The 14,531-nt window shown below is 61.3% G+C and carries 11 protein-coding genes and 1 rRNA gene; 7 read left to right on the top strand and 5 right to left on the bottom strand.

Going from position 1 to position 14,531, the window contains the following annotated elements; genetic code table 11:
- The 5 genes from A3EC_RS0105555 to A3EC_RS0105535 all read left to right on the top strand — a co-directional run bounded on the left by A3EC_RS0105555 (position 1) and on the right by A3EC_RS0105535 (position 7,470).
- The gene (locus A3EC_RS0105555; protein WP_040428294.1) at positions 1-2,382 is read left to right on the top strand and encodes a helicase-associated domain-containing protein; all 2,382 of its coding nucleotides are present in this window, start codon (positions 1-3) and stop codon (positions 2,380-2,382) included.
- A gap of 124 nt (positions 2,383-2,506) precedes the next feature.
- The gene (locus A3EC_RS0105550; protein ID WP_018024187.1) at positions 2,507-3,280 is read left to right on the top strand and encodes a LamB/YcsF family protein; all 774 of its coding nucleotides are present in this window, start codon (positions 2,507-2,509) and stop codon (positions 3,278-3,280) included.
- Complete coding sequence (locus tag A3EC_RS0105545) at positions 3,277-5,004, top strand: 5-oxoprolinase subunit B/C family protein (RefSeq protein ID WP_018024186.1); 1,728 nt, start codon at positions 3,277-3,279, stop codon at positions 5,002-5,004. Before A3EC_RS0105550 ends, A3EC_RS0105545 begins: the two co-directional genes overlap by 4 nt.
- Positions 5,001-6,797 carry an acetyl/propionyl/methylcrotonyl-CoA carboxylase subunit alpha gene (locus A3EC_RS0105540; protein ID WP_018024185.1) on the top strand — a complete coding sequence of 599 codons (1,797 nt, stop codon included), beginning with the start codon at positions 5,001-5,003 and terminating at the stop codon, positions 6,795-6,797. The genes A3EC_RS0105545 and A3EC_RS0105540 overlap by 4 nt, the downstream gene beginning before the upstream one ends.
- A gap of 31 nt (positions 6,798-6,828) precedes the next feature.
- Positions 6,829-7,470 (top strand): GntR family transcriptional regulator, encoded by a 642-nt coding sequence (locus A3EC_RS0105535; protein WP_018024184.1) that lies wholly within the window; start codon positions 6,829-6,831, stop codon positions 7,468-7,470.
- 3 nt (positions 7,471-7,473) lie between these two features.
- On the opposite strand, the gene A3EC_RS0105530 is transcribed toward A3EC_RS0105535, so the two are convergent.
- Both A3EC_RS0105530 and A3EC_RS0105525 read right to left on the bottom strand, forming a co-directional pair.
- Positions 7,474-8,262, bottom strand: a complete 789-nt coding sequence (locus tag A3EC_RS0105530) for a putative hydro-lyase (RefSeq protein ID WP_026162240.1) — start codon at positions 8,260-8,262, stop codon at positions 7,474-7,476.
- 12 nt (positions 8,263-8,274) lie between these two features.
- Positions 8,275-9,489 (bottom strand): NRAMP family divalent metal transporter, encoded by a 1,215-nt coding sequence (locus tag A3EC_RS0105525; protein ID WP_018024182.1) that lies wholly within the window; start codon positions 9,487-9,489, stop codon positions 8,275-8,277.
- Between the two features lie 208 nt (positions 9,490-9,697).
- On the opposite strand from A3EC_RS0105525, the gene A3EC_RS0105520 reads away from it, so the two are divergent.
- Positions 9,698-11,419, top strand: a complete 1,722-nt coding sequence (locus A3EC_RS0105520) for a DNA repair helicase XPB (protein WP_018024181.1) — start codon at positions 9,698-9,700, stop codon at positions 11,417-11,419.
- A 57-nt stretch (positions 11,420-11,476) separates the two neighbouring features.
- On the top strand, positions 11,477-12,121 hold the full coding sequence (locus A3EC_RS0105515; RefSeq protein ID WP_018024180.1) for a DUF3239 domain-containing protein: 645 nt from the start codon (positions 11,477-11,479) through the stop codon (positions 12,119-12,121).
- A 17-nt stretch (positions 12,122-12,138) separates the two neighbouring features.
- Here the strand turns inward: A3EC_RS0105515 and A3EC_RS0105510 are convergent, their stop codons facing one another.
- The 3 genes from A3EC_RS0105510 to rrf form a co-directional block, all read right to left on the bottom strand.
- A complete protein-coding gene (locus A3EC_RS0105510; protein WP_018024179.1) occupies positions 12,139-13,374 on the bottom strand; it encodes an alpha/beta hydrolase in 1,236 nt (411 codons plus the stop codon).
- Between the two features lie 24 nt (positions 13,375-13,398).
- The gene (locus A3EC_RS13235; RefSeq protein WP_018024178.1) at positions 13,399-14,163 is read right to left on the bottom strand and encodes a hypothetical protein; all 765 of its coding nucleotides are present in this window, start codon (positions 14,161-14,163) and stop codon (positions 13,399-13,401) included.
- A 216-nt stretch (positions 14,164-14,379) separates the two neighbouring features.
- Positions 14,380-14,496, bottom strand: a 5S ribosomal RNA gene (gene rrf, locus A3EC_RS0105500).
- Positions 14,497-14,531 lie beyond the last annotated feature (35 nt).

The following is a 14,531-nucleotide window of genomic DNA, read 5'->3' as shown; positions in this document are numbered from 1 at the left end:
ATGGCGATTTCACCCGAAGAAACATCCCCCGAACTGCCCCCATTCCGGATATGGCTGGCAGCGCGGAACGATGCCTTCCTCACCGAATTACTGAAAAACCGACCCGACACCGTATCGCCTCCGCCCGCAGGCATCGACATGCTCGCCGCGCGGCTGCAACTGCGCGCCTCTATCCACCATGCGCTCCCCCACCTCGACGCGCTCGCCCTAGCTACGCTGGAAGCGGCTGTGGACCTCGGCGCTGAAACCGAAGCGGTCGCTGCCGCAGACGTCGCCGCCTATGTGCGCGACACCCTTGCTGCAGCTGGAATCCCTGCGGGAGAGCAACCAACCGTCACCCATATCCGCGGCGCGCTCGATACCCTGCGCACGTTCGGACTTATCTGGGGCGACGGGCCCGGCGCGACCGGAACTTTCAGCGGCCGGCCAAGCAAAGCCAGCAAAGACTCCGCGACCGCCGACTACCTCCAAGTGCTCCCCGATGTCTGGCCGGCGCTGCCCACCGACTGGTCATTACTCAGCCTCTACTCTGAGGCCGATGCCGAAGCCATCGCCGACGCACTAGCTGACATTGACCCACAGCAGCGCCGCCTGCTGCAGACCCTTGCCGACTCCGGCGGGCTTGGCTCCACTAAAGATGCTGCAAGTGACGCAGATCCAGCTGCCCCCGTGCCACGTTTGATTGCTGCCGGGCTGCTCCAGCGGGTCAACGAAGGGACGGTGCGGTTGCCCCGTCGAGTGCGCACCATCTTCCTCGGCCAATCCGCCGCCGACATCCGGCCGCAGCTCCGCCCACAGCCAGATGCGGAGCTTACCGTCGCTTCCAGCACCGACGAGGCGGCCGCTGGCACCGCCTTAGAAACCGCGCGCTTGGTGACGGTGCTACTCGAAACGCTCAGCGTTCAACCCGCTGCCACCCTCAAAAGCGGCGGCGTCGGAGTGCGCGAACAGCGCCGGCTCACGGCGGAGCTGGATGTCAGCACCGAGCAGATGCATGAGGTTGCGTGTTTGGCACAGGCCGCTGGCCTCATCGGGTCCGGTACGCCATCACCGCTGCCGGATAATGACACTGGCAATGACTATTGGGCGCCCACCGCGAAAGCCGATACCTGGCTGGAAGCAGATCTTGCGCAGGGCTGGGCGATGCTTCTGCAGGCATGGCAACACAGCGTGTGGGCGCCGTGGCGCAGCAGCGAACTTTTTAGCCCAGAGTCACAGCACCCAGCACTTGGCGACCTGCGGGGCTTGCTGCTCCAATCCGTCACTAAGCTCTCTGGGCAGTACCGCACCGCCGACCTGATGGCGGATATGGGGCGGCGCGCACCGTTGGACCTGCACCGGTTCTCCGCAACCACGGTGCAGCAGGTGGTGGCCAGTGCGCAGGCCGTTGGCATTGTGGTGCCGCAGGTAGGCAGCGATATGTTCGCGTCGTCGTCAGCGGCCGCGGCGGCAGGGGCAAGCGACGAGGATGCTGTCGCTGCGCTGGAGAAGCTGACGCCACCGACAACATCGCAGATTCTGGTGCAGGCCGATATGACCATCCTGGCGCCGGGGCCGCTGACCGCGGAGGCTGCCGCCATGCTGGGTGCGTGCGCGGAGCTGGAGTCTCCCGGATTGGCCAGCATGTATCGGATTACCCCGGAGTCGGTGGGTCGGGCGCTAGAGGCTGGGTGGACCGGCGCCGCGATTTCCCAGTTCCTCACGCAGAATTCGCTGACGCCGGTGCCGCAATCCGTGACCTACTTGGTCGATGATGTTGCGCGGCGACTAGGCCAGCTCCGCGGCGGTCCGGCGCTCAGCTACCTGCGCTGCGATGAGCCAGCTGTGCTCGCGGAAATCATGAACTTGCGGGCGGCTAGTTCGCTTGGGTTGCGGTTGCTCGCGCCGACGGTGTTGATTTGTCAGGCGCCACTGATGCAGCTCATTGCTGCAGTCCGTGATGCCGGGCACCGCGCCATTCCGGAAGATTCCCAGGGAAGCGTTATTAATGTGCGTCCGGAACCAGTTCGGCTTTTTGACGAAACGGAAGTCGCTTCCCCCCGAATGCGGCGGGCACCGACGATCGGAGATGGTCACATTGCTGCGGCGGTGGCGGCCATCCGACGGGCGGATTCGGCAAGCGCGGCAACCAAGCAGGGCGGGCACACAGTACACAGTGGCGACTCGCCTATCGCCGCTAGTGAACTGCGCACGCTACTACAAGCTGCGGCGCGCGGAAATCGTACTGTGACCATTAGTTATGTCGATCGCAATGGGCGGGCTGGCTCCCGAGTAGTCAAGCCGATTTCGGTTACTGGTGGGCAGGTGGATGCCGTGGCCACTGACACTGGAGCGGTGCATCGTTTCATGCTGCACCGAATCACCGACGTCACTGGTCAGTAACGGAACTGGGCGGGGGTTGTTACCCACTTGACACCGTGACCCGCTTCACTATTCACCCAAAAGTGAGTAGAGTTTCACCAACGATTGTTGAACAATCCCCCAGTTTTGGTGAAAGAGGTGCCCAATGGTCTCCATCGACCTCAACGCTGACCTCGGCGAAGCAACCGCCGGTAATGCCGTCAGCGATGACACTGCCATGATCGAGCTGATTTCCAGCGCCAACGTTGCCTGCGGTTTCCACGCCGGCGAACCAGTTGGAATCGCACGGACAATCGCGGCTGCTGCCCAAGCGAACGTCACCATCGGCGCCCACCCCGGCTACCGCGACATTCCTGGCTTCGGCCGCCGCTTCATTGACTACAACCCCGCCGAACTCCGCGAAGAGCTGCTCTACCAAATCGGCGCGATTCACACGCTGGCTCGGGTCAACGGCCGCGGCGTCTCCTACGTCAAACCTCATGGCGCGCTATACAACGCCATCGTGCACCACGAAGCACAAGCCGAAGTCGTCGTCGATTCAGTCAAAAAGTTCAACCGCACCTTCGACCTCGACGTCCCACTTCTGCTGCTGCCCGGCTCCATCGCCATTGACATCGCCGACGCAGCCGGTGTCCGCGTGGTCCGCGAAGCCTTCGCCGACCGCAACTACAACCCAGACGGCACCCTGGTGTCCCGCAGGCTACCGAATGCGGTCCTGCATGACCCGAAGCTCGTCGCCGACCGTGTTGTGGAACTAGCAAAAACTGGCACCCTGACCGCCAGCGATGGCACCCAAATCAAAGTACAAGCCGATTCCATCTGTGTGCACGGTGATTCACCTGGCGCAGTCGACATGACTCGGTCCATCACTGAAGCGCTTAAAGCCGCGGGCATTGAGAAGCGGAGCTTTGCGTCATGACCGCTATGCCACATATTCCCGCCCCAGCGCTGAGTGTCCGACGAGTCGGCACCCGCGCGGTGCTCGTCGACCTGCCCACCTTGGATGATGTCCTTGCCTGGCATGCCGAACTAGCTGCCCACCCGCTGCCCGGTCAACGCGAAATCGTGGCCGCAGCCTCCACCGTCATGGTGAAAGTTGGCTCTGCCTCCGCCGCTACCGCGGCCTTCCATGCCCTGAAAACATTCCAGCCGCCAGCCACCCCAGCCGGTAGCGGCCGGGAAATCAGCATTGACGTGGTCTACGACGGCGCGGACCTCGAATCCGTTGCCGACCTGCTCAATATCACCACCGAGGAACTCATCACCCGGCACACCACCGAAACCTGGATCGGTGCCTTCGGCGGTTTCGCCCCCGGGTTCATGTACTGCTACCCGCAGCATGGCAACTGGGATATCCCCCGGCTGGATTCCCCGCGCACTGAAGTACCAGCGGGCGCGGTGGGCCTAGCCGGGTCGTTCTCCGCGGTATACCCACGTCAATCCCCTGGCGGCTGGCAATTGCTCGGCCACACCGACACCCCAATGTGGGATTCCTACGCCACCGATCCGGCCTACCTGCGCCCTGGTGACCGCATCACGTACCGCGCCGTCCGACCAAGCGCCAGCATCACCGCCAGTGGCACTAGCGCCGACACCGACCAGACGGGCGCAGCCCACTCCGATGCGCCGCAACCCGATTCGCGGCCCGCTCCGTCGCAAAGCAAAAAACCACGACGCGCAGGTGGGATATCCCGGCCGGCAGTGCGCATTGAAAACAGCGGACTGCTCACCGTGTACCAAGACCAAGGCCGCTCCGGTTACGCCGACCTGGGTGTTAATGGTTCCGGCGCTGTGGACCGCACCAGCGCATGGACGGCTAACGACGTTGTGGGCAACAGCTCGGCAGCAGCGGTGCTGGAGAATGTCGGCGGGCTAAAACTCACTGCCCTCGTGGACAGCGTTATCGCGGTGACCGGCGCCGAAACCCCAGTGAGCACCACCAATATGCTCGGGACGGTCACCAGCCATGGCCTAGCCACCCCAATCCAGGTCCGCGCCGGTTGGACACTCACCGTTGGGGTGCCGGAAATTGGTATGCGCAGCTACATTGCCGCGCGCGGTGGTTTTGCCACCCACCAAGTACTCGGTTCTTCCTCCACGGACATGCTCTCCGGGCTCGGCCCCGACGCGCTACAGGCCGGTGACGTGCTGTCCATCGGCAGCCTGGAGGAAACCTCCGTCCGCCGCGCCACCGTCAACCCCATCCGAATTGGGCCACGGGGCACCGACGAAAAAGCCACCGAAGGCAACCACGGTGTCGTGCGCTGCGTCCTCGGCCCACGCGATGACTGGTTCTCCGAATCCGAACAACGCCGCTTCGCCGACACCACCTGGACCGTCACCGGCCACTCCAACCGCATCGGTCTGCGCCTAGCCGCACCTGAAGGCCAAGCACCGCTCACCCGCTGCCGCGACGGTGAACTGGCTAGCGAAGGCATGTCCGGCGGCTGCGTCCAAGTGCCGCCGAATGGCCAGCCGGTCGTGTTCCTCGCGGACCACGCTGTCACCGGCGGCTACCCCGTCATAGCCACGGTAATTCCTGAAGACCTCGATATCGCAGGTCAGCTGCCACCAGGCGGCACCCTCACTTTCCAACTGGTTGACCCCAATACGCTCACCCCACTTTTCAAGGAGCTCTCATGACCGCCCCAGACCTTTCCCACACGCCCACCGGCCACGTCTCCAAGGTTCTGATTGCTAACCGAGGCGAAATCGCCGTGCGCATCGCCCGCGCCGCACGCGACGCCGGGCTGAAGTCCGTGGCGGTGTACTCCGAAGCAGACATCGAATCGCTGCACATCCAAGCGGCCGACGAAGCTTACGCCCTGCGCGGTGTCTCCGCACTAGAGACCTACATGAATGTGCCAGCGCTGCTGGACATTGCAGTGCGCGCTGGCGCCGATGCGGTGCACCCTGGTTACGGTTTCCTATCCGAAAACGCGGACTTCGCCCGCGCCGTCATCGACGCCGGTCTGACTTGGGTGGGTCCGTCGCCAGAAGCGATTGAAACCCTGGGCAATAAGGTTGCCGCCCGTCAGCTGGCCACCACTGCTGGCGCTCCCCTGGCCCCAGGCACCCAGGATCCGATTAGTAACTGGGAAGATGCGCGCGCGTTTGCCGAACAGTACGGCATGCCAATTGCCATTAAGGCGGCTTTCGGTGGCGGTGGCCGTGGGCTGAAGGTCGTCAACAATATTGATGACATTGAAGAAGCTTTCCTGTCCGCTGGCCGTGAAGCTCGCGCCGCCTTCGGCAACGATGAGTGCTACGTCGAAAAGTTCTTGACCAAGCCGCGCCACGTGGAAGCTCAGGTGCTGGCCGATACCCACGGCAACGTCGTTGTGGTTGGCACCCGTGACTGCTCGGTGCAGCGTCGTTTCCAGAAGCTGATCGAAGAAGCCCCGGCACCATTCCTGACGCCGGAACAAAATGAGCAGATTATTGAGGGCTCCCGGAAGCTGTGCCGGGCAGCGAACTACACCGGCGCTGGCACGGTGGAATACATTGTCGCCGAGGATGGCACGGTGTCCTTCCTCGAGGTCAACACCCGCGTGCAGGTTGAGCACCCGGTGACCGAGGTTGTCTCCGGCGTGGACATTATTGCGGAGCAGTTCCGGATTGCCGCTGGGTTGCCGCTGTCTATCACGCAGGACCCGGAGCCGGTTGGTCACGCCTTTGAATTCCGGATTAATGCTGAGGATGCTGCGAATGGTTTTGTGCCGTCCCCAGGCACCGTCACCACGTTTGAGGCCCCGACCGGTCCAGGTATCCGGGTCGACGCCGGTGTGCGTTCCGGTTCCACTATCCCAGGTGTGTACGACTCCCTGATGGCAAAGTTGATTGTGCATGGCCCGACCCGAGACATTGCTTTGCGACGGGCAGAAGATGCGCTGGCTGAATTGACCATTCGGGGCGTGCGCACAGTCATCCCATTCCACCGCGATATTGTTGGTCACCCAGCATTTACCGGCGAGAGCTTGGATGTCTACACCAACTGGGTGGACAAGGAATACCAGCCAGGTCGTGGTTTCGGCTGGGAAGATGTCGAAGAAGGCTACGTCGACCGCACCAATGTCGGTATTGAGATTGACGGCCGAATGCACACCATTTCCTTCCCAACCGCACTGATTGGGGGCGCAAAGCCAGCTGCACCAGCAGAACCACGCCCAGCCGGTACCTTCGTGGCGCAAGAAGCCTCCGCCACTGAGGTGGCCACCGGTGTCGGCGGCGGCGTGCCGTGCCCATACACCGGCACCCTGGTTGGCTGGAAGGTCGAAGACGGCGATGAGGTCGAAGAAGGCCAAACCATCGCCATTATTGAAGCGATGAAGATGGAGTCGCCAGTGCATGCGCCGCAGGCCGGCAAGGTGCAGCTTGCTGCATTGAACCCAGGCGATGAGGTTCAGCGCGGCGACGTACTGGCAGTGGTGTCTTAGCAGTTCACACGGGCGCGGTAGTGTGCTACCTATGGATCAATCAGCCCGCGGTGTAGCGACAAAAGCAATTTTGCAGGCAGTGTCCTCCGGGAAGTTCCAGCCCGGGGAGAAGCTGAATGAGGCTAACCTCGCTGCAACTTTAGATGTCTCCCGAAACACGCTTCGGGAGGCATTTGCCACTTTGACGGTGCGCGGTATTGTGACTCGGATTCCGCACCGCGGCGTATTCATTGCGTCACCAGGCGTGCCAGAAATTCATGATTTTTATACGGCGCGTTCTCTTCTGGAACCAGCCGCATTGCTGTGGGGTGAGGATCTGGATATCGCTGCGCTCGATCAGATTGTCTCCACTGCCGAGGCACACCTTGCCGCTGGCGAGACGGCGCTCGTAGCCGACACCAACCAGGAGTTTCACCGGGCAATTGTCACCGGTGCAGGCTCAGCTATTTTGGACACCACCATGGAGCAGGTGCTGGCGCAGATGCGCCTGGTGTTCCTGACCGTGACTCGGCGCCACCCAGAGTTTCACTCGGACTATGTTGCTGTGAACCGGAAGATTGTGGCGCAGCTGCAGGTCGGCGACCGAGCAGCTGCCGCCGCTCAGCTTCAGCAGTCACTGTTGGCGACCCGGGAAAAGCTGAGCACGCTGCCGCTCGATAGGCGCCTGCATTAGCGGTTACGGCACTTGATACTGCAGGTCCCGCACGTCGGTGACCAACATGTATCCCGGTGCGTGGGAAATTGCTAGCGACGGCCGCGATTCCATCACGACTGACTGCGGAGTCACCCCGCATGCCCAGAACACCGGAATGGTTCCGGCAGGAATGTCTACCGCTTCGCCATAGTCAGGCTGATTAATGTCCGTGATGCCAATGGCTGCTGGGTCCCCGACATGGATTGGGGCGCCATGGACCGCTGGGTAGCGGGAGGTGATCCGCACGGCGTCCGCTACTTGGCTCGCCGGAATCGGCCGCATAGACACGACCTTCTTCCCGCGGAATACACCGGCTGGGGCGCAGTCAATGTTGGTGCGATACATCGGCACATTGCGGCCTTGGTCAATATGCGCGATCGAAATACCTTCGTTTTGCAGCGCCCCTTCGAATGTGAAGGAGCAACCGATTAAGAAGGACACGAGATCGTCGCGCCAATAGTTCGAAGCGTCGCTGATTTCGTCAATAAGCTCCCCTTCTTTAAACACCCGGTACTTCGGAATGTCGGTGCGGATATCGCCACCAGGGAGCAGTTCGGAGTTGTACTGCCCTGCCTCAAGGACGCCGAGGATGGGGCACGGTTTTGGATTGCGCTGGGCGAAGAGCAGGAAATCGAAGGCGTAGTCTTTTGGCACGGCCAACAAGTTGGCTTGCGCGTAACCGGCGCTATACCCCGAGGTGTGGTCCACCAGCCCGGCGCGGAATTGAGCGCGGGCCGCTGCAGGTGTCATTGCGTGTGCAGGATGGGGCATAATGCGGTCTCCTTAAGCCCAGATTGCGCCGATTTTGCTGAAGGAATTCCAGCCGAGGTAAATCGTCAGGACCCAGGACAGCACACCGATGACAATCAACCAGATTGGGTACTTGTAGCCGCGGAGCAGGTCGCGGCGGGCAATGAGTACCCACAGCACCACGGTGAAGCCGATTGGCAGAATCAGGCCGTTGAAGGCACCTGCGAAAATCAGCAGCTTCTGCGGCGCCTGGTTCATGATGACGTAGGCGATGGCACACACCACAATGAAGCCGACGGTGAGGAAATTGCGGGTACGCAGGGAGGTTTTCTGGCTGGTCACGAAGCTAATCGAGGTGTAGGACGCGCCGATGACGGAGCTGAGGCCTGCGGCCCACAGCACCATGCCGAACATTCGCAGACCGATGTCGCCAGCGGCGTGGCGGAAAGCATCTGCGGCAGTGTTGTCCTTGGACAGCGCCACACCACCGGCAACCACGCCGAGGATGGCGAGGAAGAGCAGCACACGCATCACACCCGTGACGAGGATGCCGGCGACGGACACGCGAGTGATTTCTTTGGCGTAGTCTGGGCCGGTCATGCCGGAGTCGATGAGGCGGTGGGCGCCTGCGAAGGTGATGTAGCCGCCGACGGTGCCACCAATAATGGTGGTGATAATGAGGAAGTCGATTTCTTCCGGCATGACGGTGTTCTTCAGTGCTTCACCAACGGGCGGCGCGGACACCACTGCGACGTAGAGCATGAGCAGAATCATGATGGCGCCGAGGATGACCACGATGCGGTCGAGGGCGAGGCCGGCTTTCTTGGAGACGAACACCAGCACGGCAATGAGCGCTGAGATAGCGCCGCCGATGCGTGGGTCTAGGCCGAACATGGCGTTGAAGCCGAGGCCGGTGCCGCCGATATTGCCGATGTTGAAGACGATACCGCCGATGAATACGACGATGCCCATGAACCAGCCAAGGCCCGGTAGGACGGCGTTGCCGAGTTCGTTGGCGCGCTGGCCGGTGACGCCGAGGACGCGCCAGACATTGAGCTGGATGGCGATGTCCACGAGGATGGATACCAAGATGGCGAAGGCGAAGGATGCCCCGATTTGGACGGTGAACAGGCTGGTTTGGGTGATGAAGCCCGGGCCGATGGCGCTGGTGGCCATGAGGAACATTGCGCCCACGGAGGCTGAAGCGGCTACGCGCTTCTTGGGTGACATAGCTTGGGTGTCGCTCATCAATTTCCCTTTCGGCGGTGACCTAGGTCACTTGAGATTGTTGAACGTAAATATAGAGATTGTTGAACGATTAGTAAACCCTTTCCGGGAAAATCACCCCCACCACTGCGCCGCGACCACACCGACGACCCGACTTCCGCAGGCCACAGAATTGACGGACATGCCATAATGGTGGTTTACACCAACCCCGGCATCGGAAGGAGCCTCCGTGGCATTTGGCGACGGCCCACTCATCGTCCAGTCGGACAAAACTGTCCTATTAGAAGTGGATCACCCCAACGCAGAAGCAGCCCGCGTAGCCCTAGCACCCTTCGCCGAACTTGAACGTGCCCCAGAGCACGTCCACACCTACCGGATCACGCCCCTCGCACTGTGGAATGCCCGCGCCGCCGGCCACGACACTGAACAGGTAGTCCACGCGCTGGAAACCTACTCCCGGTTCCCGGTCCCGCAGGCACTGTTGCTGGACGTTGCCGACACCATGGATCGCTACGGTCGACTGACGCTGGTCAAGCACCCGGCACATGGCCTGACCTTGGAGTCCACCGACCCAGCGGTGCTGGCAGAGATTATTCGCCACAAGAAAATCAAGCCGATGCTGGGCGCGGCCATTGATGCCGCCACCTGGACAGTGCACCCATCTGAGCGCGGTCGCCTCAAGCAGGAGCTACTGAAAGTTGGTTGGCCTGCTGAGGACCGCGCCGGTTATGTCGACGGTGAAGCTCATGACATTGCGCTGCTGGAGGAGGGAAAACCCGCCACCGAGGAAGTTCCGGAAGTTCCGGCGTGGCAGCTGCGCGACTACCAGCAGATGGCGGCCGACAGCTTCTGGGCGGGCGGTTCCGGTGTGGTGGTGCTGCCATGTGGCGCCGGCAAAACCATTGTGGGCGCAACAGCGATGGCAAAAGCAAAGGCCACCACCCTGATTCTGGTGACTAATACTGTCGCTGGTCGCCAGTGGCGTGATGAACTTCTGCGCCGCACTACCCTGACCCCGGATGAAATCGGCGAGTACTCCGGCGAGAAGAAGGAAATCCGCCCCGTCACGATTGCCACCTACCAAGTCGTCACCCGGAAGACGAAGGGCGAATACCGCGCGCTGGAGCTATTCGACTCCCGCGATTGGGGTCTGATCATTTACGACGAGGTGCATTTGCTGCCCGCCCCGGTTTTCCGGATGAGCGCCGACTTGCAGTCCCGCCGTCGCCTCGGACTGACGGCCACGTTGGTGCGTGAAGATGGCCGCGAGGGCGATGTCTTCAGTTTGATTGGCCCGAAGCGCTACGACGCCCCGTGGAAGGATATGGAGGCCCAGGGGTGGATCGCCCCAGCGGACTGCATCGAGGTCCGCGTCACCATGACGGATTCCGAGCGCATGGTCTACGCCACCGCCGATTCCCAAGACCGCTACCGCCTGTGCGCAACTGCAGCCACAAAAGTGCCGGTAGTGCGGAAAATTCTGGACCGACACCCGGGCGAGCCGACACTCATCATTGGTGCGTACCTCGACCAGTTGGAAGAGTTCGGTGAGGAATTGGGCGTGCCAGTCATTGAAGGTAAAACGTCCAATAAAAAGCGGGAGGAGCTTTTTGACGCTTTCCGCCGCGGGGAATTAACCACACTCGTGGTCAGTAAAGTCGCGAACTTCTCGATTGATTTGCCAGAGGCATCAGTCGCAGTGCAGATTTCGGGCACGTTTGGTTCCCGTCAGGAAGAGGCGCAGCGTCTTGGGCGGTTGCTCCGCCCGAAGCAGGACGGCGGCGCCGCACACTTCTATTCGGTCGTGTCTAGGGACACGTTGGATGCGGACTATGCGGCGCACCGGCAGCGGTTCTTGGCCGAACAGGGCTACGCCTACCGGATCGTGGACGCCGATGAGCTGCTGGGCCCGTCGTTGCCTGGTGATACGCTACCTCCGGCAGCTGATTAAGTACTGATTAAATGCAGCACAGTTCGCAGCACCATTCACAGCACGCAAAGGGGTTCTATGTCTGACTTTTCGTTCACCGTTGATCCGGAGTTCAACGCCGCGAATAACGAGTATTCCCGGGACACTAAACGAATGCAGGCATCGGCACTGGTGCTGGCGGTGCTGCTGGTCGCCGGTGCAGTGGCAGTCGTCCTGTTTAATGACGGTGCTCCGTGGGCGTGGATGGCGGCCATCATGCTGGGTGTCATGGCGCTGGTGTTCTTGGCTTTGATTCCGGTTATCCCGAAGAAAACTGGCACCGCCCAGCAGGTGTTCGATAATTACCCGCTGGTCCCAGCGATGGTTGCGGAGGTTCGCGACCGCGATATGACGATTATGGCGTTGGTCAATATGGCTGTGGAGCCGACTGCCCCGCCTCGTCCAGCGCTGGCGCTCCGCACTGTGACGGCTCTGCCTGGTCATGCTCGCCGCAAGGGTGAAAAGGTTCCTGCGGTTGCGGTGGCAGGCCGGCGTTCCGTGCGCGCCCAGGAGGTGTGGGATCAGATTTCCCCGATGCCGATTGCGTGGGGCACGCCAGACCGCAAGGTGGTTGCCGATGCGATTGCGCATATTGACGGTCAGCAGTGGCACACGCTGCGGCGCAACCTCGATCGTGTCGCTGATGTCCGCGCCACCAAGTTCGACCTGCTCCCGCTGGACTAGCCAGCGGCTGTCCGTCGTTAGAGTTCGTCTGGCCGCAGCACCGGTCCCCACGACTGCCGGTTGGCTTGGTCCACTGCTTCGGCAGAGTAGGTCGCGTCTGGGTCTTCCGGCAGGTCCCGTTCAGTGTTAGTTAACCGCAGCGTCGCAACAGCCAAGTCCACGATGCGTTCACGCTGGACTTTCGGTGTGGCCACAATGTGGGTCGCCAGCAGCGTCGTCACAGTGGTCTCTGGCGCCGGCCACGACTCCCCGCCTCGCACCAGCTCTTCGCGTTCAGCCAGCTGGACATGAGTCGGCGGTAACAACTCTGGCGCAATCTTCACTGGCGACACAAAAGCCGAACTATCTTCAAGCAGCTGCCCATACACCGCGCGCAACACCTCTGGTCGAATCCCAGTCAGGTCCAACGCCGGCATGGTCAGCAACAGCCCAGCGTATGGCTCGCGACCGCTGGCTGCAGTAATTGCTGCTGTCAGCGCCGCAACGTGCCCGCCCGAGGATGTCCCCCACAGCACAATTTTGGCTGGGTCAATTCCCAACTCATCAGCATGGTCGCGGGCCCATTGGGTCACCGCGAGCACATCATTAATCGGCGCCGGCAACGGATGCTCTGGCGCCAGCCGATAGTCCACGTCGAGCACCACTGCCCCACTAACTTCCGCCAGCGCAGCCGCATCTGGCCCGAAGAGCATGTCGCGGCACGCTCCGTTGCCCATCCACCAGCTGCCACCATGCGCCGCGATAATGAGGCTGCCCGTCGGGTTAGTTGGGGTAAACACGCGTACGTCGACGCTGGTGTCCGCTGCGGCGCCTGACGCAGGCTCGCCGACAATAGCTGGCGCGGTGTCCTTGCTTCCGTCACTAAGCGGCAAGCTGTCGATGTGCCAACCGGACGTGGTCACTGGCACCGTAACGTCCCGGAAGCTCACCTTCCCGTCGGCATAGCGTTGGTACGGCAGGGATTGGTCGGCGGCGGCCCCCAGCACCATCCGCGAGGCGTGGGAGATTTCGTCGCCGAGACGGGCGGCATTGTTATTTGCTTGTTGACGGGCAGCTTCCACTTTCGCCGACCATTCGGCAAACTCTGCGGGCGATAGCGTCGCGCGATCCTGGAGAATCAACGTGGGCGCTAACGCAGAAAACAGGGTGGTGTGCTCTTCGAGCCATGCCAGCAGCTGATCGAGTTTTTCTTCCTCGGAGGTCAGCGGCCGGAAACCGTTAGTGGTTGCAGAAGGGTCAGTAGGATTGCTCACCTCACCAGTTATACCAGCGGTGGGTTAGCAGAAAACCCACTTGCCGTTCTCCTTGATGAGAGTGGTCTTGATGCCCGTGGCTGGGTCGGTGATGGTGGCGCGGTTTTCATCATTCGGATCGATTTCGATGTCGTCCTTCGTCAGCTCCGGCACCTTGCTGGCATCCGGTTGGGCATCGGCGCCGCCAAGTTCATCGGTCAGCTTCTCTAACGATGCAATTTCTTCATCGGAGAGCTTCTGCTCCTCACAGAAGGCCTCATTCACCTTCTTGAAGTCTGTTTTGCCAGGCTTTTGGCCCTTGCCATAGCTCTTGATGTCATTCATGATGGCGGTCTTTGCCCGGTCCTCAGACGATAGGCCGCCACTGCCCATGACAAGGGCGATGCCGCCAATGGCCACCACTGCGACCACAGCAGCGATGATGATGTACATCAGTTTGTTCGAACCGCGCTTTGCTGGCGGTTGGCCATAGTTCTGGGGACCATAACCGCCAGGCTGCTGGCCGAACGCGGACTGGTTGTAACCCTGCTGTCCATAACCTTGCTGACCATAGTTCTGTTGGCCGTAGGCCTGTTGCCCGTAATTCTGTTGGCTATAGCCTTGTTGGCCGGGCTGCTGCTGATAGCCGCCGGCAGACTGTCCGTAGTTGGGCTGGCCGAACTGTTGCTGACCATAATTCTGCTGGCCGTAGTTCTGTTGACCATGCCCCTGCTGGCCATACCCTACGCCTGACTGCTGCCAGTTCTGGTTCTGCCCGTAATTGCCTTGGTTGCCGTAAGGGGTGTTCATTTTCCGATCAGTCCTTAAAGTGACGCGCTAAATATATTCAGGTCAGAATCGTTGCTTGACCAACTTAACCCAGAGGTTGCAGAAATGAGCAACCGACGCCACGAAAAATGCCCTAGGCATGAGGCCCTTCCACAACCTCTGCATATGGGTACAAAAGTGGAGGAGTCCCGGCCCCCTGAGAACTACAGGGGGCGGAACTCCTCCACAAACAATTAATGTCGGCAGTGACTTACTCTCCCACACACTCCCGTGTGCAGTACCATCAGCGCAGGTAAGCTTAGCTACCGGGTTCGGAATGGGACCGGGCGTGACCTCACCGCTATAACCACCGACAAAAACACGAAACAACAAACACAACCATAGTTGTG

The sequence above is a fragment of the Corynebacterium ulceribovis DSM 45146 genome (assembly GCF_000372445.1).
GTDB lineage: Bacteria > Actinomycetota > Actinomycetes > Mycobacteriales > Mycobacteriaceae > Corynebacterium > Corynebacterium ulceribovis.
Note: the sequence above shows the minus strand (reverse complement) of the source record. Positions and strands in the feature narration are given on the sequence as shown.